At 58.6% G+C, this 25,105-nt stretch carries 24 protein-coding genes, 2 pseudogenes and 1 other annotated feature; of the genes and pseudogenes, 6 read left to right on the forward strand and 20 right to left on the reverse strand.

What is annotated here, in order from left to right; all coding sequences use genetic code 11:
* Positions 1-23 precede the first annotated feature (23 nt).
* The 3 genes and pseudogenes from AC4LE2_RS14740 to AC4LE2_RS14750 form a co-directional block, all read left to right on the forward strand.
* Positions 24-175, forward strand: a pseudogene (locus AC4LE2_RS14740) (MFS transporter); the annotation flags it as partial.
* Between the two features lie 51 nt (positions 176-226).
* Positions 227-1,483, forward strand: a complete 1,257-nt coding sequence (locus tag AC4LE2_RS14745) for an arsenic transporter (RefSeq protein WP_491828146.1) — start codon at positions 227-229, stop codon at positions 1,481-1,483.
* A 10-nt stretch (positions 1,484-1,493) separates the two neighbouring features.
* Entirely contained in the window at positions 1,494-2,774 is a 1,281-nt protein-coding gene (locus AC4LE2_RS14750) for a DUF2254 domain-containing protein (protein WP_491826468.1), read from the forward strand.
* Between the two features lie 20 nt (positions 2,775-2,794).
* On the opposite strand, the gene AC4LE2_RS14755 is transcribed toward AC4LE2_RS14750, so the two are convergent.
* Positions 2,795-3,319 carry a hypothetical protein gene (locus tag AC4LE2_RS14755; protein WP_491826469.1) on the reverse strand — a complete coding sequence of 175 codons (525 nt, stop codon included), beginning with the start codon at positions 3,317-3,319 and terminating at the stop codon, positions 2,795-2,797.
* Positions 3,320-3,481: 162 nt separating this feature from the next.
* Here AC4LE2_RS14755 and AC4LE2_RS14760 point away from each other — a divergent pair, with 162 nt between their 5' ends.
* Entirely contained in the window at positions 3,482-3,979 is a 498-nt protein-coding gene (locus AC4LE2_RS14760) for a DUF1543 domain-containing protein (RefSeq protein WP_491826470.1), read from the forward strand.
* A 44-nt stretch (positions 3,980-4,023) separates the two neighbouring features.
* On the opposite strand, the gene AC4LE2_RS14765 is transcribed toward AC4LE2_RS14760, so the two are convergent.
* From AC4LE2_RS14765 to AC4LE2_RS14775, 3 genes are all read right to left on the reverse strand, one after another.
* Positions 4,024-4,929: an NmrA family NAD(P)-binding protein gene (locus tag AC4LE2_RS14765; RefSeq protein ID WP_491826471.1), complete on the reverse strand. Its 906-nt coding sequence runs from the start codon at positions 4,927-4,929 to the stop codon at positions 4,024-4,026.
* 137 nt (positions 4,930-5,066) lie between these two features.
* Positions 5,067-5,792, reverse strand: coding sequence for a transporter substrate-binding domain-containing protein (locus AC4LE2_RS14770; RefSeq protein WP_491826472.1), 726 nt, complete (start codon positions 5,790-5,792; stop codon positions 5,067-5,069).
* A gap of 147 nt (positions 5,793-5,939) precedes the next feature.
* Positions 5,940-7,150, reverse strand: a protein-coding gene (locus AC4LE2_RS14775) for an IS3 family transposase (protein WP_491826473.1) whose coding sequence is annotated in 2 segments (ribosomal slippage) — positions 5,940-6,874 and positions 6,874-7,150 — 1,212 coding nt in all. Because the reading frame shifts where the segments join, the coding sequence is not laid out codon by codon here.
* Positions 6,768-6,884: a sequence feature (AL1L pseudoknot), on the reverse strand. (Overlaps the previous gene by 117 nt.)
* Positions 7,151-7,203: 53 nt before the next feature.
* On the opposite strand from AC4LE2_RS14775, the gene AC4LE2_RS14780 reads away from it, so the two are divergent.
* The gene (locus AC4LE2_RS14780; protein WP_491826474.1) at positions 7,204-7,584 is read left to right on the forward strand and encodes an alpha/beta hydrolase family protein; all 381 of its coding nucleotides are present in this window, start codon (positions 7,204-7,206) and stop codon (positions 7,582-7,584) included.
* 199 nt (positions 7,585-7,783) lie between these two features.
* On the opposite strand, the gene AC4LE2_RS14785 is transcribed toward AC4LE2_RS14780, so the two are convergent.
* The 7 genes from AC4LE2_RS14785 to AC4LE2_RS14815 form a co-directional block, all read right to left on the reverse strand.
* Entirely contained in the window at positions 7,784-9,226 is a 1,443-nt protein-coding gene (locus AC4LE2_RS14785) for an OprD family outer membrane porin (protein ID WP_491826475.1), read from the reverse strand.
* Between the two features lie 178 nt (positions 9,227-9,404).
* Entirely contained in the window at positions 9,405-10,742 is a 1,338-nt protein-coding gene (locus tag AC4LE2_RS14790; RefSeq protein WP_491826476.1) for an MFS transporter, read from the reverse strand.
* Positions 10,743-10,855: 113 nt separating this feature from the next.
* Complete coding sequence (locus AC4LE2_RS14795) at positions 10,856-11,287, reverse strand: acyl-CoA thioesterase (RefSeq protein ID WP_491826477.1); 432 nt, start codon at positions 11,285-11,287, stop codon at positions 10,856-10,858.
* On the reverse strand, positions 11,284-12,174 hold the full coding sequence (locus AC4LE2_RS14800) for a beta-keto acid cleavage family enzyme (RefSeq protein WP_491826478.1): 891 nt from the start codon (positions 12,172-12,174) through the stop codon (positions 11,284-11,286). Before AC4LE2_RS14800 ends, AC4LE2_RS14795 begins: the two co-directional genes overlap by 4 nt.
* Before the next feature lie 83 nt (positions 12,175-12,257).
* Entirely contained in the window at positions 12,258-13,181 is a 924-nt protein-coding gene (locus AC4LE2_RS14805; protein ID WP_491826479.1) for a 3-hydroxyacyl-CoA dehydrogenase, read from the reverse strand.
* A 68-nt stretch (positions 13,182-13,249) separates the two neighbouring features.
* A complete protein-coding gene (locus AC4LE2_RS14810; protein WP_491826480.1) occupies positions 13,250-14,581 on the reverse strand; it encodes an MFS transporter in 1,332 nt (443 codons plus the stop codon).
* A 36-nt stretch (positions 14,582-14,617) separates the two neighbouring features.
* Positions 14,618-15,586, reverse strand: coding sequence for a dipeptidase (locus tag AC4LE2_RS14815; RefSeq protein ID WP_491826481.1), 969 nt, complete (start codon positions 15,584-15,586; stop codon positions 14,618-14,620).
* Positions 15,587-15,747: 161 nt separating this feature from the next.
* Here AC4LE2_RS14815 and AC4LE2_RS14820 point away from each other — a divergent pair, with 161 nt between their 5' ends.
* On the forward strand, positions 15,748-16,311 hold the full coding sequence (locus AC4LE2_RS14820; protein WP_491826482.1) for a helix-turn-helix transcriptional regulator: 564 nt from the start codon (positions 15,748-15,750) through the stop codon (positions 16,309-16,311).
* A 152-nt stretch (positions 16,312-16,463) separates the two neighbouring features.
* Here AC4LE2_RS14820 and AC4LE2_RS14825 read toward each other — a convergent pair whose 3' ends face one another.
* The 9 genes and pseudogenes from AC4LE2_RS14825 to AC4LE2_RS14865 form a co-directional block, all read right to left on the reverse strand.
* Entirely contained in the window at positions 16,464-17,225 is a 762-nt protein-coding gene (locus tag AC4LE2_RS14825) for a Tn3 family transposase (RefSeq protein ID WP_491828147.1), read from the reverse strand.
* Between the two features lie 105 nt (positions 17,226-17,330).
* Positions 17,331-18,487, reverse strand: a protein-coding gene (locus tag AC4LE2_RS14830) for an IS3 family transposase (RefSeq protein ID WP_491826483.1) whose coding sequence is annotated in 2 segments (ribosomal slippage) — positions 17,331-18,229 and positions 18,229-18,487 — 1,158 coding nt in all. Because the reading frame shifts where the segments join, the coding sequence is not laid out codon by codon here.
* Positions 18,488-18,546: 59 nt separating this feature from the next.
* Positions 18,547-19,080: pseudogene (locus AC4LE2_RS14835) on the reverse strand (Tn3 family transposase); the annotation flags it as partial.
* A gap of 386 nt (positions 19,081-19,466) precedes the next feature.
* Positions 19,467-20,156, reverse strand: a complete 690-nt coding sequence (locus AC4LE2_RS14840; protein WP_491826484.1) for a GntR family transcriptional regulator — start codon at positions 20,154-20,156, stop codon at positions 19,467-19,469.
* 98 nt (positions 20,157-20,254) lie between these two features.
* Positions 20,255-21,181, reverse strand: a complete 927-nt coding sequence (locus tag AC4LE2_RS14845; protein ID WP_491826485.1) for an alpha/beta hydrolase — start codon at positions 21,179-21,181, stop codon at positions 20,255-20,257.
* Between the two features lie 35 nt (positions 21,182-21,216).
* Positions 21,217-22,350: an ABC transporter ATP-binding protein gene (locus tag AC4LE2_RS14850; RefSeq protein ID WP_491826486.1), complete on the reverse strand. Its 1,134-nt coding sequence runs from the start codon at positions 22,348-22,350 to the stop codon at positions 21,217-21,219.
* Positions 22,347-23,171 carry an ABC transporter permease gene (locus AC4LE2_RS14855; protein ID WP_491826487.1) on the reverse strand — a complete coding sequence of 275 codons (825 nt, stop codon included), beginning with the start codon at positions 23,169-23,171 and terminating at the stop codon, positions 22,347-22,349. The genes AC4LE2_RS14850 and AC4LE2_RS14855 overlap by 4 nt, the downstream gene beginning before the upstream one ends.
* A gap of 3 nt (positions 23,172-23,174) precedes the next feature.
* Positions 23,175-24,092 (reverse strand): ABC transporter permease, encoded by a 918-nt coding sequence (locus tag AC4LE2_RS14860; RefSeq protein ID WP_491826488.1) that lies wholly within the window; start codon positions 24,090-24,092, stop codon positions 23,175-23,177.
* The gene (locus AC4LE2_RS14865; RefSeq protein WP_491826489.1) at positions 24,077-25,105 is read right to left on the reverse strand and encodes an ABC transporter substrate-binding protein; all 1,029 of its coding nucleotides are present in this window, start codon (positions 25,103-25,105) and stop codon (positions 24,077-24,079) included. The genes AC4LE2_RS14860 and AC4LE2_RS14865 overlap by 16 nt, the downstream gene beginning before the upstream one ends.

A 25,105-nucleotide genomic window follows, 5' to 3' on the forward strand; every position in this document is an offset into this window, starting at 1 on the left:
ATCCCATTCGCTGTCGAATCACCATGGCCACACCCCTTGACCCGCACAATACACACGCCTTGGATGCATTGAATTTTTTCCTGGCCGACGTACGGGATGGCCTCGGCCCCTACTTGGCCATCTACCCCTGGCGCTACACCACTGGGAGCCGGCCAGCATGGGCCTGTTCATCAGCGCGCTGTTGGTGTTGGTGCTGCCTGAAACTTTTAAACCTCACTCACTGAGCATGGTCATGCCTCTACCGATATTGACCTGGTGTATCGCGGCCCTTGCCACCGCTGGGGTGATACTGCGCCCGTGGCGCCTGCCCGAGTACGTCTGGGCCCTGGGCGGCGCGGCCTTGTTGGTGCTGTTTGGGCTGGTGCCATTCCCTGCGGCCTCGAGCGCAGTGGCCAAGGGCAACGACGTGTACCTGTTTCTCACCGGGATGATGGTGCTGGCCGAGCTGGCTCGGCGCGAAGGCTTGTTCGACTGGCTCGCCACCTTAGCCGCTCGCCACGCGAAAGGGTCAAGCCAGCGTTTGTTCGACCTGGTGTTCGCGGTGGGCACAGCGGTGACGGTATTTCTGTCCAACGATGCCACCGCCGTAGTACTGACCCCTGCGGTGTACGCAGCCGCGCGGGCTGCCAAGGCAGAGCCGCTGCCCTACCTGTTCGTGTGCGCATTCATCGCCAACGCCGCCAGCTTCGTGCTACCGATCTCCAACCCTGCGAATCTGGTGATCTTTGGCGAGCACATGCCGCCGCTCAAGGACTGGCTGCTGCATTTCAGCCTGCCTTCACTGGCAGCCATTGCGTGTACCTATGTTGTGCTGCGCTGGACCCAGCGCACAGCGCTGCGCAAGCCCTTGGCCAAGGTGCAAGCGCTACCGCCCCTGCCGCTAGGGGCGCGGCTTACCGCGGCCGGCATTGCCGTTACCGGGGTGGTGTTGTTAACCGTATCGGCGCTGGACAAGCCCCTAGGTCTGCCCACCTGCCTGGCTGGCCTGGCCACACTCGCGGTGGTACACGCGGTACAGCGGCGTAGCCCGCTGCCAGTGCTCAAGGACGTGTCGTGGGGCGTGCTGCCGCTGGTAGCAGGCCTGTTCGTGCTGGTCGAAGCCTTGGCGCTTACCGGCGTGATCGGCGCGCTGGGCCACCAACTGGAAGCCTTTGCGCGCGCTGCGCCTGAGCAAACCCCCTGGGGCGTGGGTGTACTGGTGGCCATTGCCTGTAACCTGGTCAACAACCTGCCCGCAGGCCTGATCGCAGGCTCGGTAGGCCAACTGGCCACACTGCCCACGGAGACCACGCGGGCGTTGGTGGTTGCCGTAGACCTAGGGCCCAACCTGTCCGTTACGGGCTCATTAGCCACGGTGCTGTGGCTGATCGCTGTTCGCCGCGAAGGGCAACATGTAAGCGCCTTGGCGTTCCTGAAACTGGGGGTGCTGGTGATGCCGCCTGCACTTCTGGCCGCATTGGCCATGCTAAATCTTATAGGCTGAGGAGAAACGGATGATTGCTCGCTGGCGCTGGATACTGACACAACTCACCAGACGGCTGTGGTTCAGGGCAACGCTATTTTCGGTGTTGGGGGTCGCGACGGCGCTGGCCTCTATCGTGCTCAAGGATTCGATCCCCTTTGCACTCTCAGCCAAGATCGGTGCTGACGCCGTGGACAAAATTCTCGGGATCATCGCCTCCAGCATGCTTGCGGTGACCACCTTTTCATTAAGCACCATGGTCTCGGCCTATGGCGCGGCCAGCAGCAGCGTCACCCCTCGCGCCACCAAACTGGTGATGGAGGACGCCACCACTCAGAACGCCCTGGCCACTTTCATTGGCTCATTCCTATTCAGCTTGGTAGGCATCATTGCCTTGAGCACAGGTGCCTATGGCGCTCAGGGGCGCGTGCTGTTGTTCGCGGTCACCATTATGGTGGTGGTGCTGATCGTCTACACCTTGCTGCGCTGGATCGATCACCTGTCAAAGCTCGGCCGTGTGGGTGAAACCATCGACCGGGTCGAAAAAGCTGCCATCGACGCGATCAAGCACCGCGCCCAGTGGCCCCACTTAGGCGCCATGGCCTATCCGGTGGGGTGGGTGCCTACGCCGGGGGCTCAAATCGTCACCAGTGAGCACACCGGCTATGTGCAGCACATCGACGTGCAGGCCATGAATGAAAAGGCGCTGGCACAGGGCGTACAGGTGTTCGTCAGCGTGCTGCCTGGCAGCTTTGTGCATGTGGGCATGCCGCTGGCCTATGTGGTGCCAGCCGGCGCCGCGACTACCGAAGTGGAAAAAAGCCCTACTGTGGCGATACGTTCAGCCATCAGTATTGAGGTACGTCGCACTTTTGAACACGACCCACGCTTCGGTCTATTGGTGTTATCAGAGATTGCCTCGCGGGCGCTATCACCTGCGGTGAACGATGCTGGAACGGCCATCGACGTCATTGGTCGTGGGGTGCGCACCCTGACCTGCTGGGGCATGCCGCAGCCGCTGTTGTCTGGCAAAGAGGACCGCTGCGAACAGGTGTTCGTACGGGGCATCACCGTGGCGGACCTGTTCGACGATTTCTTTTCGCCTATCGTCCGCGACGGCGCCAGCGTGGTCGAAATCAACATACGTGTGCTTAAAGCCTTGATCAGCCTGAGCCATGTCAACTCAGCCTTGTTTGCTGAGGCCGCCGCTGCGCAAGCCCGGCTGCTGCTCAAGCGGGCCGAGCACGCGCTCACCCTCTCGGAAGACAAGGCGCGGCTGACTGCATTGATCGCGCAACTGCCCGGTGTATGAGCTGCAGCCGGGCCGTTACATCAGAACGCGTTGAGCTCGAACGGCGCCATCTGGGCCTTGAAGGTTTGCCCCCCGAGGGTGGTTGACAGGGGCTTTTGCTGCGCGCCTTGCCACAGCTCCAATGCGGCCTTGCGTGCTGCATCCGGCCCTTGCACCTTGGGTTGCAGGGTACGCATGGCCGCGTAGGTGGCGCACAGCATCACGGTGAGGTGAGCCGGGTCTTTGGTGCCGGCGGAGAAACGGGCATTGGAAATCGTCCCGGCTTTGGACACGTCCAGAGACATGTCCACCTTGGCGCCTTCTCGCGCCAGCTTTTGGCGAATCACCGCGCCTTTTTTCAGGGTGCGTACCTTTTCAAAGGTCACAGAACGGCAGTCTGCCTCTTCCTTGATGAAGCGTTGCAGGCCGTCCTGGAGCGTTTTAGGGGTGATCTGAAGGCCATTATCCGGCGCGGATGGCTTGGCCTTGGCGTCCTTCTTCGTGGCCGCCTGGGCTGCAAAGGTAGGTGCAACGAGCAGGCAGATCAGCAACAGGCGGGCAACCATTCAACAGCTCCTTCGAGGGTGGATGCGCAATGCTAGCAGGGCATGACGCTGCCGGGCGAAACCGATGCCGTCCAACTCGGATTTTTCCCACAACAACTTCGCGTGTCTGCTGCCCTCACACCTTATGATTGAGCAGTGACCTGATAAAGAGCAGGAGTGACCATGCTGTTTGCGGTATTGCTGGGCGGTAAGCACCCTAAAGCGAGCATTGAAGTCCACGACATTGTGTTTGCGGTGGCAGACACCCTGGAGGCGGCCTACCCTCAGTTGCGGCAACAGTGGTTCGGCAGCCCCAAAGGGCTACACATCGACGCCTGGATGGAGGTGCAGGGTGTGGAGGGCCGGAAAGTGGAACTCAGCCCTCTTGCACCGCGCCCTGATGACCCACGGCTCTACTTCCTCAACCTGGGCGGTTACGACCCTCAGCTATTTGGCGAGGCCCACCAGTACCTGCTGGTGGTAGCGCACAGCAAGGCCGAGGCCAAGCTCAAAGGCAAGCGGCTTTGCCAGGCACACTGGGCGGGCCGCCACCTGGACGCGCTAGTGGACGTGGATGACTGCATCCCCCTCGATGAGGTAAGCGGGCGGTACGTTCATTTGGTAGAGGCTGCGCATGGCGGCGTAGTGTGGCGAAATGACTATCTTGTAGTTACCCGCTGACACGGGCGCAAACGTGCTATTTGCGCCCGTGTCAGCGGCCAGGGCTACCTATAGAGGCGTTTGAACACATCACGGGCCGACTGCCAGGGTCGCGCGCCGTAGCGGTCGTTATCCAGGCCTTGCAGTTTGCCCCGGCCACTCATCATGTCGCGCAGGTACTGCATCCCCTGCCACGCAGGAAAGGGCTCCTCACTTTTAGGGGTAACGGCGCGGGCCACGCTGATAAGGCCTGACAGCACAGAGATGCCGCCCGGCCGCAAGGTGCGGTAGTGCTGCCCGGTAAGCGCGGTAAGCGTATGGGCCATGTCAGCCGGGGACAGGCTGTCGCCGGCGATGCGTAGCACCCGTGGCGCATCGGGGTCGAGTGCAGCAGCTGCGGTAAACGCTGCTACGTCGTCTTTGGCGGTAAAGTCCAGCGCCTGCCGAGGGTCGCCGAAATGCAGCACCCGGCGGCCTGGTACTACGATAGGGGCGCCGCCGTCGAGCAGCTCTAGAAAGCCGCCGTTGAAGATCGAGGTAGCGGCCAACGGCGCAACATCCAGCCTGGCCTTGAACCGCCGGCGCAGGTCCATGTTGCGGTTATCGCCAAAGCGCGTTTGCGTGTAATCCAAACAGAAATCGGACGGTATGAACCGTGGCACACCCGCTGCCACGGCAGCGTCCAGTAGGTGACCCTGCTGGCCCAGGATAACGTGCTCAAGACCATTGAGTGCCGACACCACGCACACCGCCCCGGTCAAAGCCGTGCGCAAGCCGGCTGCATCGTCCAGCGCCACGGCCTCTACGCTTATGCCCTTGGCGTGTAGCCTGGCCAGGCGGCTAGCTTCGGTGCCAGGCCTCACCAACGCGGTGACCTGAACGCCGCGCTCGACCAACGCCGCCGCGATCCGATACCCCAGATCGCCAGTGGCACCGGCTACCACCACCCTTGAAGCCTCGGCCTTATTCACACAGTACCCCTCTTGCTGCCTGCAAACGGTAGCGCCACGTCCAATGTGTACGGTGGCAGTCGGCGGTTTAGGCACCACCGGCAACGAAAGGTTACCGCTGGGGTAAAGCAATGGACGGTGTGGGCAAAGAGGCAGGGCTAGCGAGGCGCGCTGACGTCCGCTTGCCCGCTGGCGATCAAGGCCTCACGTACAAACCCCGCTCGCAATGCGTCCTCTATAAAGGCTGCAACATAGGCGCTTGCAGCCGTATTGCCCCGAGGCACCGCCATGGCCTGGCGGATCTGGGTAAAGCTGCCAGGCAGTACGCGAAACTCGCTGTTGCTGAGCGCAAAGGCTTCCAAGGGCTGCCGTACCCCTGCGGCGGCGGTCAGCTGTTGATCGACGAACAATTCAACCGCAGCCATGGAAGTTGCAGCGCGCTCCAGCGTCGCGTGTTCAAGGGTGCGCGACAGGTAAAGGTCGTAGGCGGCCCCCTCGCCTACGGCAATCTGCAACCCAGACTGATCGAGTTCGGCCACGTCTTCATAGGGCGAGTCACTGCGCACCAGGTAAGTGCCTTCAATCAATACGTAAGGTTCGGTGAACGCGATCTGCGCTTCGCGTACCGGCTCTATCGCCAGAAACGCCACGGTCCATGTGTTGTGCTCCAAGGCGGCGAACACCTTGCCAGCGGCGTCGAAGGTCGTCATATCAAGCGCTACGTTCAGCTGCGCGGCCAGGCGCTTGGCCAGCGCCACAGACACACCTTGGGGCTGCCCCTGCGGGCCTTGCTGGGCCAGTACCGGGTTCCCAAGGTTAATGGCAGCGCGCAGCACACCCTCTGGCGCGAGTTGTTCAAGAACATCAGCTGGAATGGACGTCATCATTTACTCCAAAGGCCGTTACCGTGCAGAGACGGTGGAGGTAAAACACGCTTACGCGGGCAGGCGTGAGGGGCGAAGCTAGAGCGAGCCTAGGCTCTGTATGAATCTTGAACCGCACCGGGTATCGCGGAGGCTGTTGTGTTTGAGTCAGGCCGCAACTGGGATTGCTGTCTGACTCTGCTCGTATAGTGCCTCAAACTCTGCTGGCGGCCTATTTCCAATCGGCTCCAGCAAGCGCCGATGGTTGAACCAGGTTACCCATTTCATCGTTTCCCATTCCAAGGCTTCTATGCTTTTCCACGGACCTTGTCTGTGGATCAGCTCGGTCTTGTAAAGCCTGTTGATAGTCTCTGCCAACGCGTTATCGTAGCTGTCGCCTGTCTTGCCAACCGATGGCTCGATAGCGGCCTCACCCAGCCGCTCGCTGTAACGAATCGACAGGTATTGCGAGCCTCTGTCGCGATGATGAACCAGCCGGTGAGGCTCGGGCCGACGGGCATGAAGCGCCTGCTCGAGCGCATCCAGGACAAACTCCGTGCGCATGTGGCGGTTGACACGCCAACCTACGATGAACCGTGAATAGACATCCACGATGAAGGCGACATAGGCAAATCCCTGCCAAGTCGAAACGAACGTGAAATCGGCCACCCAGAGCTGATTGGGCCGTTCTGCTGTGAACTGCCGCTTCACCAGATCTCTGGGAGTGGCATTTTCAGGGTCTGGCTTCGTGGTCTTTATCGTTTTGCCTCGTGTCACACCACACAACCCCATTTCACGCATCAACCGCTCCACTGTGCAACGCGCCACAGCCTGGCGCTCGCGCAGCATCTGGCGCCAGACTTTCCTGGCCCCATAGACCTCGTAGTTTTCTTGCCAGACACGACGAACCTGCAGCGCAAGTGTCTCGTCACGAATCGCACGCATTGAGCGCCGTGATGGGTCACGTAAACGTGCAGCATGCCGTCGATAGGCCGATGAGGACACGTGAAGCACGCTGCACAGCCGCTCGACTCCAAAGGTTTTTCGGTGCTTGTCGATGAGCGACCAGATCACTTCAAATGGCGGTCGAGCTCCGCCTGGGCGAAAAAAGCGCTGGCGACCTTGAGGATCTCGTTGGCCCGTTTGAGCTCACGAATCTCGCGCTCCAGCTCTTTGACCCGAGGATCTACCGGGAGACCGGGTGTTGAGGGAGAGGAGGCCCTGCGAATCCAGTTGCTCAAGGTCTGAGCGGTGCAACCGATCTTACTGGATACCGCTTCGATGGCCGCCCACTGGGAGTCATGTGCCTCGCGAACTTCGTAGACCATCCGCACGGCACGCTCACGGACTTCGGGGGGAAATTTAGGTGGCTTTGGCATAGTGGCTCCAGTTTCTCAAAAGGTGGAGCCTCCGCGATACCCAGGGCGGTTCAGTGCAGCAAACCCTCGCCAATTACGAGGCCAAGCGCGAGTTCGACAACCCCGAATACCTCAAGGCCGTGGATATCTACAACGGCAAACACTTTTGCACCGCACCCTGTGACATGCCCGATACCGTCGATGCGCCGCCCCACGGCAACGACCTGATGCAATATATGTGGGGCACCTCTGACGTTGTTGTGACAGGCACGCTCAAGGACTTCAACATCACGGCCAAGGTTAAGGACATCCACGTTCCGACCTTGGTTATGTGCGGTGATCGCGACGCCTCCAGCCCCGCCATTAGCCAACGCATCGCCGGGCTGATCAAGGGAAGCGAATTTAAGCTGATCAACAACAGCGCACATTACATCTATGAGGAACAACCCGCGTAAGTGCTCGCGGCTATTCGGAGCTTTTTGAAAACCAATCATCTTTGATCCACAAGCTAGGGGAATCCGAAAATCGGTTCCCGAGAGATGTGCATGAGCTTGAAAACTAGAGAAGGAAACAGGGTCTTCGCGTCCACTTGTAAACACAACACGCTACTAATGATTGAACAGCACCCGCAAACATGCGGGTGCTGCAGCGCCCTTAAAACAACTGGATAGGCGCACTGGCAATCAACCGCAGCTCGTCGTAGTTCCCGTCGATCTGACCCGGATCGGCGCGGTGGTGAAAGACAATCGTGCGTAAGCCGAAGTTTTTCAACGCCCCGGTCTGCACCACATACCCTGCCATTAGTCCTGCTTCCCAATGGCCCACATCATCCAGGCCTCGCACATTGTAACCAGTGTGGGCGCCATTGCGATCGCCATCGTAATGGGTACCATCTATTCCCCACCCACGCGCGTACCAGAGGCTGGTTGTCAGCCCAGGTACTCCATAGGCGGCGAAGTCGATGTCGTACTTGGCCATCCAGGATTTCTCGTTGGGACCATTGAAGTCCGAGTAAAGCGAGATGCTGCTGAAATTGGAGCTCGTCTCCCAAGGATAATCAAAATATTCGTTACCGAATACCTGCTGGTAAGCTAGCGTAAAGCTGTGTGCGCCGTGGCTAAGGGTCGAGCCGAGGCTCGCGATATTATTGTTAATATAGCCAAGTTCACGGCTGCCTTGGTCGCGGGTGCGGTAGTAGGTGAAGGTATTTTTCCAGGCCAAGCGCTGCAGATCCCCCGTGCGGTGAGTTAGCCCCAAATAGTAACGGTCCCAGACATTCTCGAAACGGCTGGCGTAGACGCTGGTGGACAGACCATGCCAGGGCGTGCTGTTGATACCGATGAAACTGAGGCTGTCGCCGCTGTAATTGCGGCTGCCAAAGGTGCTAACGAATTTTTCAAGCCCAGCCCCCGTACGCGGGATCACACGATCAAGGTAGCCTGCCTGAAGCGCAACGCCGCCGATATCGTTGCTAACCAAACTGGCGCCTTCGAAAGTGGCGGGCATCGAGCGATTGTCCTTGGAGCGCAGCATCGGGTTGTCGACCATGAAGCGCCCAGCCTTGAGCTCGGTACTCGACACCCGCAAGCGTACGTCCGCCACGGCGAGCCGGCTCCACTCGTCCACGGCCTCGCCGTTACTGTGCACTAAGGTGCGATCGCTGCCATTGGCCAACTGCCCCTTGCCACGCTCGAGCGGCGTCGCCGCCCAGATTGAGGCATCCATGCCCAGACCCAGCACGCCTTGGGTATAACCCGAGCGGTAATCGAGCATTGCAGCCTGAATCCAGGTGGTGCGGTGGTTAGTAGATTGCAGGCCCCAGGGTTTCTGGATGCTCAGCGAGGTAGTGCGATGGGTGTTCTGGCGGCTGAAATAATTACGCAGCGTCAACTTTGCATGACTCCCCTGCAAAAAGCCTTCGGCGCTGTCCTGCTCGTTGACCGGTTGGGTGGGTTGCACCACGGGCGTGAGCTTGGGTTGAGCGCTGGCGTTGGTGGGGACTGGCGCCACTTTGCTTTCGTCCTCAGCCGCGACGGCAATAACGGGGAGACTGAATGACAGGCACAGCAAGGCTGGGATCACACTCGGAGTTTGCATTGAATCACTCTCAAGAAATTAATAATTGAATAGGCTTGAGGCATAAAACACAGGCGCGCAGCCGCCGCTGCCATGCGCAGGACAACGCGCATGGCGGGCTTTTTTATAGTTTTGAGGGAAAGGTGATTGCGGGTCCCGTCGACAACTTCGTTCTGTCAGTTGCCGGTGTATGGGTGGCTTAACGATTCAAGACTTGGCCCGGTGCTACCTTCGTGGTCGCTGGTGGTTGAACGTCGCGCTTGAAAATATCATCAAGCTCCATGCGCGCGGTTTCTTTTATCAGCAGGCCGCCGATGCACGCCACGCCGCCCAGCACCACTACGTAGGCGTTATAAGCCCACACCAGTTGATGCTCGCTCAGCCAGGCATATAGATACGGCGCGGTGCCACCAAAAATCGCCGCCGCTGTGGATGTAATCCACCCCACGGATGTCGCCCGGGCGTAAGTCGGCACTTGCTCTGAGACCAATGCCGGGAACATCGCGGCCAGCAATCCCCATACGAAAAGGCTAATTAACTGCGCAGCGAATAGCGTCCATGGATCGTTGGTCACCATCCACGAAACCGGGTAGGCGATGACGATCACACCCGCGCCAAATGCCACCACCATTACTCGGCGGCCTAGCCGGTCAGACAGCCAGCCAGAAATTGGCAACCAGGCAAGGCAAATGATTTGGGCCATCAGGCTCGCCGTGTAGGCACCGGAAGGATCCATGCCCTTGTTGATGGCGATCGATGCCGCGAAGGTTACCCAAGTGTAATACGCGGCATTGACCACAGCCGAGATCATCACGATGTTGCGGGCGATGACCCAGATCTGCTTTCTAGTGAGCTTCTCGGGCACTGCCTGGGCATGCTGTTGCTTGTGTTCGAATACTTCGCTTTCGGCGGCGCCGCGGCGCAGGAACAACGCGTAAATACCTAGCACACCGCCGATGGCAAAGCCCACACGCCAGCCCCAGTCGGCCATGGTCGCCTTGTCCAGCATACTGGTCAGCAAGGCCGCCAGCCCGGTAGCGGCGATCACCCCGATCAGCACACTGACGTAAATGGCGCTCGACCAGAACCCACGGCGGGCCGCGGGCGCCACTTCGGCGACGTAGGTAAACGCCACACCGGACTCGCCGCCATGGGCCAGGCCTTGTAGCAGACGCAGCAGGAACAGCATCAGCGAGGCATAAACGCCGACGCTCTCGAAGGTCGGCAATGCCGCGATGCCGAGGCTGCACAGCGCCAGCAGACACATGGTCAGTACCAGCGCCTGTTTACGACCGTAGTGGTCCCCTACTCGGCCGAACAGCCAGCCACCTATGGGGCGAGCGATGAAACCGCCGGCGAAGGCCCCGAGGGTCGCCAGCAACGCCGAGGTGGGGTCGGTCTTGTCGAAGAGGTTGATCGACAGGTAATAGGAAAATGTGCCGTACAGGGTCCAATCGAACCATTCCAAGGCATTACCAATTGCGGCCACCTTCAAAGACTTGGCATTGCCATTGACGCGCATTGTGTTGTTGGACATATAACTCTTCCCTTCATTTGCATGGAGAAAGGCAGCCACCGCATCCAACACCTTTACGAGCGTGGTGGATACCTACTGCTCAAGGGCAGCAAAAAAGTTGTGCCTGATTATTGTTATTTGAGGAAATGGCACGTTGGCGCTAACAAAATCGCACGTAGACTATCCGGCATGGCCATCGACTTGCCGACGGCGTAATCCATCCATACGCAGCGTGCGTGTCCCTTCGCATATACCTGTTTAGAGTCATCGGCGCGCAGCAATTCGTAATCTGTATCGAAACTGCTGCGCCCCGGATTGCCCGCGTACATGCGTGCAATGATGTCGCCGGGGTAATGCAGCGGGTGGATAAACGCCGCGCTAGCGGTAGCGATGACTGCTCCTTCGCCTCGGCCTATCGAGCCGATATGGCCAATGCGCTCGAGCCATGACAAGCGCACCTGTTCCATAAAGCGGAAGTACACCGTGTTGTTCACATGCCCTGCCGCATCCATATCGCCCCAGCGAGTCTGCAGGGTCATCTCGCACACCAGTGCCAATTCGCTCATCGGACTTGTGCCTTTGGTCGAAGCTTCAGAATGCCGCGCGCCTGAGCACAGGTAGAAGGCTCCCGGCCGAGCAGTCGGATCAGGCTCGCTACTTTGCGGACCAAGGCTGCGTTGGATTCGGCCAGTACACCCTCTTCGATGTAGAGGTTGTCCTCCAGGCCGACCCGTACATGACCGCCCATCAATACCGATTGCGCTGCCATGGTGAATTGATGCCGACCGATGCCGAAACCGGCCCAGATCGCATCTTGTGGCACAGCGTGGACCAGATCGCACATGGTCTGACTGGTAGCCGCTGCGCCACCCAGCACGCCCAGGCCGATTTGCACAATGGGCGGGGCGCTGACCACGCCGGTCTTGAGGAAGTGAGAAATGACACCCAAGTGTCCCAGATCGAAGGCTTCGAGTTCTGGCTTGACACCGGCAGCCTCGATGCGCCGTGCCATTTCGCGCAAATCGGGAATGGAATTTAGGAACATCTGCTCGCCGAAGTTCATGGCGGCGATATCCAGGCTGCAGATATCGGGCCGCAGTTTTTCGATGTGCTCTACGCGCTTTTCCGGGCTCGCGATCGCCAGTGCCCCGCTTCGTCCGTCCCGAATCTGCTCGGACGTAACCATCGCGCCTGGGCCGGTGGTGAGGTTGATGATCAATTCCGGCCGAGCCGAGCGCAGGCGCTCGAACACTTCGGCATACAGCTCCAAATCCATGGAGGCGCGGGTAGTGTATGGATCGCGCACGTGAACATGGACGATAGCGGCGCCAGCATCGGCCGCCTCGATCGCTGACTGGGCAATCTGCTCAGGATTGACAGGCACCGCCGGGCTCTTGCTGGCATGGTCGGTACCACCGGTGACGGCGCAGGTAATGATGACAGGGGTAGGCACGGTTACTCTCCTTTGGAACCTCATGAATACACAACGAACCTGGATGAAGGCAAAGCGGTTCGCCCACTGACCGGGCGCCGCGATCAGCGCCGATACAGCTGGCGGACCAAGCCCATCAACTCGCGGTCGCGCCACAGGCGGCGTTCTTCGAGTTGTTCGGCAGGAACCTGCTCACGGCGCTCGCGGTTGACCTGGCTTAGGGTTTCGCCTTTCCACGGCACGCATTTACCCAGCGAGGCGCCAATCGACTCGTAGACGCTGCTGTAACGCTCGCAGTACTCGGCGATGCCGTTAGGTGAGTTGAGGTCGATGGTCTCGAACGGCCCGATGAAAGCCCAACGCAAACCGAGGCCGTGCTTAATGGTGGCGTCGATGTCCTCGGCGCTGGCGATGCCTTCGCTGAACAGGCGGAAGGCTTCGTGCAGCACCGCGCCTTGCAGCCGGTTCAGTACGAACCCTTCGATCTCCTTGTTAAGAATCACCGGTTTCTGTCCGACGCTGGCCAACAGCGCACGGGCTTGATCGACCGCTTCGCTGGAGGTCCAGGGCGCACCGCACAGCTCGACGATCGGAACCAAGTAGGTCGGGTTGACGGGGTGCGCCACCAGGCAACGATGGCGGCCCGGCAAATGCTTGGTGAACTCGCTGGCGGGCATGGTCGAGGTAGAACTGCCAATAATCGCGTCGGCCGGTGCGAACCGATCAAGCTGCTCGAACAGCGAACGTTTGACCTCAAGGATTTCAGGCGAACTTTCCTGCACGTAAGCAACGCCCGTCAGCGCTTGCTCCAAGCTTTCGGCAACCTGGATTCGTGAGCTGGCGCCCTTGGCGTCAGTGATCAATCCTTCCTGAAGTAAGGTTTCGAGTTGCACGTCAATCAGTTGCTGGGCACGTTGCGCTGCACCGGGCTGGGGATCGTGAAGCTTGACGTCCCAACCTGCCCTGGCGAAAACGATGGCCCAGCCTTGACCGATCAGGCCGGTTCCTACGATTGCTGCTGATTTCATAGCTCTAACGCTCCAGAGTGAACAATGTCGCGCCGACGCATGCCTAGCGCCGACCTGAAGAAAGTGTTTCAGTTGGCACGGCGGACTCGCCCAGAGCAGAGCACTGCGATAGCGCCGAGCAGCACGACTCCAGTGACCAGATACAGCCCGCTGGTGAGCGAACCGGTAACCGTCTTCAACCAACCGATTGCCGAAGGGCTGGCGAACCCGCCGATCAGGCCGAGGCTGTTGATGAGTGCGATCGCACCGGCGGCACCGGGATGCCCAGCGTAATAATCAGTGGCCAGCGACCAAAACAGGGGCATGGTTGACACGATCCCCGCAGTGGCGACGGCTAACAGGCACACCACTATTGCCAGGTTGGCGCTGGCGGCCGGCAATGCCGCCAACGCTATGGCGCCGATAACCGCTGGAAGCGCCGTGTGCCAACGCCGCTCACGGCGTTGGTCAGATCGACGACACAGCAGCACCATGGCAGCCATCGTGACGCCGTAGGGAATCGCCGACAGCCAGCCGATCTGTGCCGCACTGGTGGCGCCACCGGCCTTGAGCATGGTTGGCAACCAAAAGCTGACCGCGTACGTGCCACAGATGAATGCGAAGTAAGTGAAGCTCATGATGTACAGCTGCGGGTTACTCAGCAGTTGCATCAGCGAGGACGCCTGGCCTTGATGACGGCGTGCCTCGGCCGTGACAGCCGAATGGAGCAGCCGCTTCTCATCACTGTTCAGCCACTTGGCCTCGTCGATATTGTCATCAAGAATAAAGATCGCGAGCACGCCCAGCACTACGGCCGGGAGCGCTTCAATGATGTAAAGCCATTGCCAGCCCTGAACATTGGCCACTTGATCAAGGCCTTGCATCGCCCAGCCGGAGATAGGCCCACCGAGCAGCCCGGCGACCGGGATGCCGACCATGAAAATCCCCAGCACCTGGCCGCGCCGCGCCTCGGGAAACCAGCAGCCAAGGAAGTAAACGACGCCTGGAAAGAACCCGGCCTCGAACACTCCAAGCAGGAAGCGCAGCACATATAACTGCATCGGGGTGGCAACCAGCGCCATCAGGCAACCGATGATGCCCCAGCAAATCATGATGCGAGCAATAGTTCTTTTAGCCCCGACCTTTTGCAATAACAGATTGCTCGGCACTTCAAAAAGAAAGTAACCGATAAAGAATATACCCGCACCTAGCCCATATACGGCATCACTAAAACCTAATGCATCCTGCATTTGCAGCTTGGCAAAGCCGACGTTGATACGATCCAGATAGGCTACGACGTAGCAAATCAACAGAAAAGGAACAAGGCGCCCGGCCACTCGACGATACAGCAGATCGGCTGGATCGAGCTTAATAATGACCGCGCCTGCAGTATTACCGCCAAGGGAGGATGGCTCGTGCATGGAAATTTCTCTCTGAGATATAATTATGAGCGAATGCTAGACTCGCCAAACATCATCGAGCACTCGCAGCCAGTTCAACCCCAGTACTTTTTCGATGACCCGCTCGGGCATGCCAGCCGCTTGCATGGCCTCGGTCAAGTTGGGGTATTCGCCTAGTGTGCGAATACCCAGCGGGTTGATGATCGGGCCGAAGGTGGTGAGCTTGCGGTAGGCTCCCTTGTCATGGGTGATCCAGTCAAAGAAGCCTTTATCGTACCCTTGGGTGAAGTCGGTGCCGATCCCCACTGCGTCTTCGCCCACCACATTCAGAGTGTATTGAATGGCCTCAACGTAATCTTCCACGGTGGCATCCGCACCGCGCTTTAGGAAAGGTGGAAACATGGTAACGCCCACGAAGCCACCACGATCTGCGATAAGCCGCAATTGTTCGTCAGACTTGTTGCGCGGATGTTCCTTCAGCCCGGTAGGCAGGCAATGCGAGTAGCAGACAGGCTTGCTCGACGCCAGAATGGCCTCTTCAGAGGTTAATGCCCCCACATGGGAAAGGTCCACCAGCATGCCAACTTTATTCATTTCCGCGATAATCTCGCGGCCAAAACCAGACAGCCCGCCGTCACGCTCATAGCAACCGGTGCCAATCAGGTTCTGAGTGTTGTAGGTCAGCTGAGAGATACCGACCCCCAATTCTTTGAACAAACCCACATACTCGATACGATCTTCAAAACAGTGGCTATTTTGAAAGCCGAGGATTAAACCGGTCTTGCCGGCCTGCTTGGCGGCACGGATATCATCCGTGTCGCGGACCAGGCTTACTATACCTTGATTCGCCTCGATCAGTTTCTTGAATGCGATAATATTATCGACCGTGCCGATGAAGTCCTCCCAGATTGAAACAGTGCAATTCGCTGCGGTCAAACCACCTTTTCGCATATCCTTGAAGATGTCGGCGCTCCATTTTGAAACAACGAGTCCATCCATCACTATTGCATCATCATGCAAACTCATATGCCGTTCTCTATGTCGTTGCGTAGTGACATCAATATAGGAAGTAGGATAACGTAGGTCTATAGGTAACGTTTACCTAGGTAATCAAAGCGTAAATCCAATGCCCCATGCTGAGTCACGCGAGTTAGTTGGCGGCACCAATATGAAGCGAGCGCACTTTCATGATGCAAACTATTGGAAAACTTGATTATGCAGATTTGTTTTTGCATTTGCCGGTGGCGGTCATCGTCGCCAAACAGAGGATGATGGTCGATTGTAATATTCGGGCCATGGAGATATTTCGCGCTTCAAGAAGTGAGATCATAGGGCAGTCCTTCGCGGTGCTATACCCGGAAGAGAAAGATTTTGAAAGCGCAGGTGAACGCATCGCGCCGTTGCTGACTCGTAAGGCAGTGTTCACTGACGACCGCATCATGCGACGTATCGACGGCACGCACTTTTGGACGACCGTACGGGGTTATGGCTTCAATCAGCAAGATCCATATGAACTTGCGGCGTGGGCGTTTACCGACCTTTCCGCAGCAGGGCGTCAGGACCATCCGATCGCCCTGCTCACTGGCCGCGAACGGGATGTGGCAGCGCTGTTGGTCGACGGTCGCACCAGCAAGGAGATCGGCAAGGAACTCGGTATCAGCCCACGTACCGTTGACATACATCGCGCCAGCCTGCTAAAAAAATACGCGGTCAATACGACGGCCGATCTGGTCAAGATGCTCATTGCTTGAACGAATTTGTCCAAGCAGGCCGCCGCCATCAGTGCCCCATGGGGCGAATAGAGAAAACGGAAAAAATCGTACGCTCAGGCTTTTCAAGCAGCTGTAGGGGCCGAAGTTCCCATTCTCCAGCCTACGGCTCTGTCGCCAAACGTAACCGCCGGTCAGGTTGATGTGCTCCCAGTCCAGCGGCGAAAGATATTGCAACAGCTCGCGTCCATTGGCTTGCCCGCGTCGCCCATCGCCTGGATGGCGCGTTCCAGGTACGCCGTGTTCCACAGCACGATGGCAGCCGTCTCCAAGTTGAGGCCGCTGGCTCGGTAGCGTTGCTGCTCGAAGCTCCGATCCCTGATCTCGCCGAGGCGGTTGAAGAACACTGCCCTGGTCAGCGAGTTGCGCGCCTCGCCCTTGTTCAGCCCGGCATGCACACGGCGGCGCAGTTCGACGCTCTGCAGCCAGTCGAGGATGAACAGCGTGCGTTCGATCCCGTCCAACTCGCGCAGGGCGACGGCCAGGCCGTTTTGGCGCGGATAGCTGCCAAGCTCGCGCAACATCAGCGAGGCAGTAACGGTGCCCTGCTTGACCGAACTTGCCAGGCGTAAGATGTCGTCCCAATGGGCGCGGACGTGCTTGATGTTCAGCGTGCCGCCTATCAGCGGGCGCAGCGTCGGGTAGGCCTGCACACCCTGCGGCACATACAGCTTGGTTTCGCCCAGGTCGCGGATGCGCGGCGCGAAGCGTAAGCCTAGCAGGTCATCAGGGCAAAGACGTGATCGGTGAAGCCGACCGTGTCGGTGTAGTGTTCCTCGATGGTCGGCCTCATGGTACAGCAGGCCATCGAGCACATAGGTGGAATCGCGCACGCCGACATTCACCACGCGGGTGATGAACGGCGCGTACCGGTCGGAGATATGGGTGTAGAACAGCCGTCCCGGCTCGCTACCGTACCTCGGATTGACGTGTCCTGTGCTCTCGCCCCGGCCGCCAGCCCAGAAGCGTGGTGATCTTACCCAGCACCAGTGGACACGGGTTTAAGCACTCATCCGAGCCTCGAAGGCTCGCGGGCTGATATGACCCAGCGTGCTATGTCGCCGCTGGCGGTTGTAGTCTATCTCGATATATTCGAACACGGTTTCACGCATCTGAGCGCGACCGCTGAATCGCTCACCATGAATGCATTCAATCTTCAAACTGTGGAAGAAGCTCTCCGCGCACACGTTGTCGTAGCATTTGCCCTTAGCGCTCATGCTGCATTTGAGTTGATGAGCGACGATCAATTGCTGGTAAGCCGCCGAGCAGTATTGGCTGTCACGATCGCTATGTACGATCACGCCTTGAGGCTGTTTACGCCGCCACAACGCCATGCGCAAGGCATCGCAGACCAGCTCGGCAGTCATACGCTCACTCATGGCCCAGCCAATGACCATTCGGGAGTAAAGGTCGATAACCGTTGCCAGATAAAGCCAGCCCTCATCAGTATGCAGGTAGGTGATATCGCCTACCCATTTCTGGTTCGGTGCCGAGGCAGTGAAATCCTGGTTGAGTAGATTCACGGCTACAGGCAACGTGTGGCGCGAGTAGGTGGTGGCCTTGAACTTCCTGGCGGCTTTGGCACGTAGCCCTTGCCTGCGCACCGAAGCGGCAACGGTCTTGCGATTACAGGGCCGCCCGGCGTCTTGCAGGTCGTACCACAACCGTGGCGCTCCGCTCCGGCCTTTACGAGCAACGAATGCATGGGCAACCTGTTTGTCCAATTCAACACTTCGTTGCAGACGCACTGATGCCCCACATGAGCGCCAGGTGTAGTAGCCGCTACGGGCAACGCCCAGCACACGACACATGGCTTTGATCGAGAAATGCGGCGTCTGCGCCTGTATGAAGGCGTACTTCACTTGAGGTTCCTGGCAAAGTACGCGGCGGCCTTTTTTACGATGGCCAATTCCTCTGCCTGCTCAGCCAACTGCCGCTTGAGCCGTGCATTCTCTTCGGCCAGCGACTGCTCGCGCTCGGTATTGTCCTCGGCCTGATGCTTCTTGCTTTTCCAGCCATAAAGCTGTGACGCATGAAGGCCGGGCTGCTCAGCGGCCTTGCTCATGCCGATGCGATCGGCCAAGGCCAGGGCTTCATCTTTGTAGGTCTGCGAATGCTGGATACGGGTCTTCTTCATCGTCTTTGCCTGGCTTGCCATGGTTCACCTCGCTGCAGTGTATCGCTTAACGGGATGTCCACTTGGGCTGGGTAAGATCATTGACCATCGGAAGACGAGGTCGTGCCGTCGCCCCATTGGGCGACGAAGGCATGGCGGTACTGGTAATTGACCAGTTCGGCCAGGGCCGTCGAATAGGTTTCGTCGCGCATGTGCCTGGCTCGCAGCCAAGACAGCTTGGCATAAGTCAGCCCGGGGCTCGATTCGGCCATCTTGGTCAGCCCGAGGTTGATCGCATCGCCCAGGATGGCGGACAGCAGCAACGTCCGGTCTTTGGCCTCGGCCCCGTCCTTCAGGTGGGTGAAGTGACGGCTGAAGCCCGTCCAGTCGTCTACGTCCATCAGCAGTTCGGTGATCTTGATACGGGGCAGTAGCTGACTGGCCTGGTCGATCAGCGCCTGCGCCCGATCCGGCACCCGCATCTAGCGGTGTAATCTTCAGTCCAGACTCGGTGAGGATGGCATCGGGCAGCTCATTGTCCTTGGCCAGGCAGGTGACGGTGGCCACTGCTCGTCCAGAAGCTGCAAACGCTCTTCCAGGTACTGGTCGCTGTTCGGGTTGATCGCCAGGGGCAGGTTTACCCCCGATGAGGGGATCGAACATGTTGAAATGGTCAGCCTGCTTCTGAACCTTGGCACGGCCCCGTACAAAGTCCAGGCAAGGAGCCGAAACGATCGTTTTCGGCCACCGCTAGGAGAAGCGTGTTACTCGCAGCGTGGGCGTTTACCGACCTTTTCGCAGCAGCGCGCCAAGACCATCCGGTCACCTACTGGTCGCAGATGGGATGTGGCGGCGTTGGTAGATGGTTGAACCAGCAAGGGATTGACAAGGAACTCGGTACAAGCCTAAGGACCGTCGACATACTTCGCGCCGGCGTGTAAAAAATATTCGGTCAATACGACAGTCGATTGATCAAGATGCTCCTTGCCTGAACGGAGCTGTCCAAGCAGGCCAGCCGCTGTCAGTGCCCCATGCGCGTAGCGATGGCGGCCCGAATTGACTTGGCAGCGTCGGCGATATCGCTGCGTAGGGCCGTGGCAGCGGCGTCGGCATCTCTGTTGCTTACCGCCGTGATCATAGCTTCATGGTCCTTATGCCCCGTGCTCGACAGTACCTTGCTACGGACCACATTCATCAGAGGGCCATAGCGCATCCACAATGATTCGATCATGTCGATCAACTCTTCGTTGTTGCAATGGCGATAAAGCGTGAAGTGAAAATTCTGATTAAGGCGTAGGTAGCCCTTGCGGTCATCGGAAGCGACCATCGAATCCATTTGCCGGTTGATGGTGATCAATTCATTGATATGTCCCGCGCAACCATTCTCTACCGCCAAGCGAGTGGCCTCGCCTTCGAGAAGCAAACGCAGAGGCAGCAAGGCGTCCAGTCGTTCCGTGGTCGCTTCGGGCACCCGCAAAGAACGGCGTGGCAATGCTTCCATTGCACGGGCGACCACTAGGCGGTTCATCGCCTCGCGGATGGGCATCTGGCTCGTACCAAACGCCTCGGCTAGGAGCGGTAAGGTGAGTCGTTGGCCTGGTTCGAACTCACCAATCATGAACGATTGCTTGAGTGCACCGTACACATATTCCAGATCAGAAACCGGGCGCCGGGCCTGGAAGTCTGGTAGCTCATACAATTGCTGTGACACTGCTGCAAATCCTCAATTTTCTCTGCACTGTAAAAAACGATTGTCGGTGATATCGCACTGATCATATCAGTCGCATATCAAGGTAAATAGCTTGGTGATCAGATATCACTGTGTATTAGGATTTGTTTTCTGATCCAATCGCACATTGCGTTCATCACCTCTTTTGTCTGCTCAGAATCTGCAGCACGCAAGCCACCATGCAGCCAACCTTGCGCTTCCAGGAGCTTGACTGGGACTGCCTCTTCGACAAGACGCTGCGCGTAAAGAACCCCGTCGTCGCGCAGAGGGTCGAACTCTGCGACAGCAATGAAAGCGGGTGCCACCCCCTCCACTCGCTCAGTGGCTAAGGGCAACACCAGCGAACCCGCCTGCTGCTCCGGTAACCAGGCCTGCAGATAAGAATCGAGCTGGGCGGTGGTGAGAAGTGGTGCCTCGGCGTGCTCATCGCGCGACGCGGTATTCTCGGTCCCCAGAAATGGGTAGATCAACGCTTGCCCTCGAGGTGCGCGCTGTTGGGAGTCTCGCAATACTAAGCTCAGGGCCGCAGCGAGAGTCGCACCGGCGCTGTCGCCAGCAACCAGCATGCAGTCACGGTCTACGTCGGGTATCGATTGCAAGTAATGCCATGCAGTCATTGCGTCATGCAGCGCCGCAGGCGCCGGATATTCCGGCGCTAGTCGGTAATCCACAGCGACAACCTGGGCGCCCGTGCGGTGCACCAATTCGCGACAGACAAAATCGTGCGAATCCAGGTTTCCCACGACCCAACCGCCCCCATGCAGATACATCACCGTGGACCAAGCAGAAATCCGCTCGGTTTTGGAACGATAGATACGTAGTGGCGGGCAATTGTCAGGGGTCACATCCACTTGCACTAATCCATCTGGCATAGGCGGCGTAAAGTGCGCCGCCATGCGCAAGTAAGCCGCCCGCTCGCCAGCGATGCCAGGTTCCGAGACTTGGAATTGATAGGTTTCAGCGATGAACTCGCGCATCGATTCGCTCAAGGCATAAGCACGGCGCATCGGGTCACTCCATCAGGCCGGTTCGGTTCAGCGTTTCAGGTCTTTTTCAAATCTTGCGATTGCCAGGACGTGTAAACGCAGGCATCGGCAACGGCCCAACGGATTCGCACTTCACTGCCGGGCACGATTGCCAACCCGGGCTGCGACAAAGCCTTCACTGTCAGCGCCGTGCCCCCAGCGGTCACCGCGGCGCACGTCTGACTTTCTCCGAGGAACAGCAGTTCGGTGACCGTTGCGCCGATTTCATTCCAGCCCGGCGCCAAGGGAGTGTTGCGCGCTTCGTTGACTCCCAGCGCGATGGCCTTTTCAGGACGCATCATCAATCGCAGATCTTGCCCTGTCTGAACGCCTGGCTGCGGGCGTAGGCCCACCAACTGGCCTTCGAACATAGCGCTGGCGTTGCCTTGCGCAGTAGCCGCGAGGAAGTTGGAGTTGCCCAGGAAAGACGCGACGAAGGCGTTTGGAGGGTTCTGGTAGAGATCGTAGCCGGTGCCAAGCCCGACAATTTTGCCGTGGCTGAAGATCGCGATGCGCTGGGACAGGCGCATGGCTTCTTCCTGATCGTGGGTGACGTAAATGATATTCAGGCCAAGGCGCCGATGCAGATGGCGTAGTTCGTCCTGCAATTCTTCGCGCAGTTTCTTGTCCAGCGCACCCAAGGGTTCATCCATCAGCAACATGCGTGGTTCGTAGACCAGCGCGCGAGCGATGGCCACACGTTGCTGCTGGCCGCCGGAGAGCTGTGCGGGTCGACGTTCGGCAAAGCTTTCCAGCTGGACCAGCTTGAGCATCGCGTCGACCTTGCGCTTGACTTCAGCTGTTTGCAAGTTACGGATTGACAGCGGGAAGCCGATGTTATCGCGCACGCTCAAGTGAGGAAATAACGAATAACGTTGGAACACCATGCCGATGTCACGTTTGTGTGGAGGAACCTTTACCAGCGACCTGCCACCGAGCGATATTTCCCCGCTGCTGGGCATTTCGAAACCTGCGAGCATTGCCAAGGTGGTGCTTTTGCCGGAACCGCTTGACCCGAGGAAGGTCAGGAATTCGCCTTCGGGAATCTCCAGGGAAATATTGTCCACGGCAGCAAAGTTGCCATAGTACTTGTTCAACTGCCGCAGGCTCACCAGCGGCTGTTGCGCCATTTCATTCAAGACTGCACTCATGATGAACTCCTTGAAAGTTGAGCTTCGGCGCGTCGCCGAAGCGCGGCACCCACAAACATGATCAGCAGGGACAAGGCGATCAGGAGGGTCGAGGCCACCGCGATCACCGGTGTGAGGTCCTGCCTCAGCGTGGTCCACATTTTCACCGGCAGGGTTTGCAACGTAGGGCTTGCCATCATCACGCTCATCACCACTTCATCCCAAGAGACCAGGAACGCAAAAAGCGCGCCGCCTATCAGCCCAGGACGAATGGCTGGAAAGGTCACCTTGTAAATTGCCTGCCGCCGTGAGGCGCCGCAGATGACCGCCGCATCCTCGATCGACTTATCGAACAGCTTGAGCGAGTTGATGATCGAAATAATGGTGAACGGCAAGGCAACGATGACGTGGCTGACTACAAACGCCAATAGTGTCCCGGTCATGCCCAGCTTGAGAAACAAGGCGTATACGGCGACCGCTACAATCACGAGCGGCACGATCATGGGCAAGGTGAACAATCCATATAGAAACTCGCGCCCCGGAAACCGCCCACGCACCAGAGCGAATGCCGTAGGCAACCCCAGCGCAACGGCAAACACCATGGTCAGCAGCGCAATCTTCAAGCTTGACCAGGCAGCCCCCATCCACTGCGCATCAGCGAAGAACTGCAGGTACCACTTGGTACTCCAGCCGGGCGGCGGGAATACGAGCCACTGCGATGAGCCGAATGATAACAATACGATGAACACGATAGGCAAAAGCAGCAGTAGTGCGATAAGGCCCGTGCCGACGTACAACCCAAAACGCAACTTGAAGCCCATGGCGTTTGGCGTCAGGAGCATGGTTCACCTCCCATGGCTGGAGCCGACTGGCGACTCGGGTTGGAGTTTGAGGTAGAAATAGAACAGCACCAGGGTGATGATCACCAGCAGTGCCGCCGCCGCACTGGCCATTCCCCAATTGAGGAAGGTCTGTACTTGCTGCACGATGAATTCCGGAAGCATCATGTTCTGTGCGCCCCCCAGCAGCGAAGGCGTGACGTAATACCCCAGCGACATCACGAACACCATCAGCGCCCCCGAAAACAGGCCGGGGCGGCACAGCGGCAACAACACCTTGACAAAGTTTCGCCACGGGCTGGCTCCGCAGATCGCGCCGGCCTGCAACACCATCGGATCGATGGCCTGCAGGGTCGCCTGCAACGGCAGCACAATGAACGGGATCATGATGTAAGTCATGCCTATCACCACACCGGTCAGGTTGTGCACCAGCTCTAGTGGGTGGTCGATGACGCCCATCGCGAGCAGTGCCTTGTTGACAACCCCAGAGGCTTGCAAGATCACCAACCACGCGTAGCTACGAGCCAGCAGGCTTGTCCACATCGACAGCAATACGATGTTCATCAACCAGCGGCCCCAGCCACGGGGTACCAAGGTGATCACCCAGGCCAGCGGAAACCCCAGCAGCACGCTGAGCAAAGTGACTACGCCCGCCACCGAAAAAGTGTTGAACAACACCCGGCTGTACGCCTCATTAGCGAACAGCTGGACGTAGTTACCCAGCCCCGGTTGCGGTTCCAAAACGCCTCGCAGCAATAACCCCAGCAATGGCGCAAAGAAGAAGATGCCCAGAAATATCGCCGCAGGTGCCAGGTTGCCGACCCCCTTCCATTTGCCGGCCACGCGTTTCTTGCGCATGTTCTCGCCTGCGGTCGCTGCAGGGTTGGTATCGACCGCCATGGCGAGCTTCACTTCACCAGCCATTCGTTCCACCGAGCGGCAATGGCAGGTCCGTTCTTGGCCCAGTAAGCCAGGTCCAGATTGATCTGGCCGTCGGTGTGCGCAGTTGGTAGGTTCTGCGCCATGCCTTTGTCGATCAGGGCAACGGCCTCGGTGTTGACAGGGGCATAGGGGATCTTGCTGGAGAAGTCTGCCTGTGGCTTGGCGGTCACGGCATACGCCAGCAGCTTCATCGCCGCATCCTTGTGTTTGGTGCCCTTGGGTATGACTAGGTAATCGGCCATCACCAAGTTTTGCGCCCAGTTAAGCGCTACCGGCGCACCGTCTTGCTGTAAAGCCAGAACGCGGCCGTTCCAGAACGAACCGAGGCTTGCTTCGCCTGAAGCCAACAACTGTTGCGACTGCGCACCGCCGCTCCACCACACGATGTCCTTCTTGATGGTGTCGAGCTTCTTGAATGCGCGGTCGAGATCCAGCGGGTACAGCTTATCGGCGGGTACGCCATCGGCAAGCAAGGCCATTTCCAATGCCCCTGGGCTTGGCCAACGATAGAGAGCGCGCTTTCCCGGGTATTTGCTGGTATCGAAGATTGCCTTCCAGTCGGCCGGTGCATTGGCGCCGGGGAATTTGGCCGCGTTCCAACCGAGCACGAACGAGTAGAGAAACACCCCTACCCCTTGGTCATTGACAAAATACGAGTTGAGCTTGGTACGGTCGACTACGTTGAAGTCCAAGGGCTCGAGTAAGCCCTCGTTAGCCGCACGCAGGGCGAAATCACCCTCGACGTCCACCACGTCCCATTCCACGTTCTTGCTGTCGACCATGGCCTTGAATTTGCCGTAATCGGTGGGGCCATCCATCACTACGTCAATGCCGGTCTGCTTGGTGAACGGCTTGCCCATGGTTTCATTCTGATGATCTTGCGTCATCCCGCCCCATCCTACGAAGCTGATCGTCTCAGCGTGCGCGACGGCGTTAAGCCCGAAGCTCATGGCGCCGGTGACCAGCACCGCTAAAACCTGCTTTCTTAACATCAT

Source organism: Pseudomonas sp. 9.3L, from assembly GCF_058536285.1.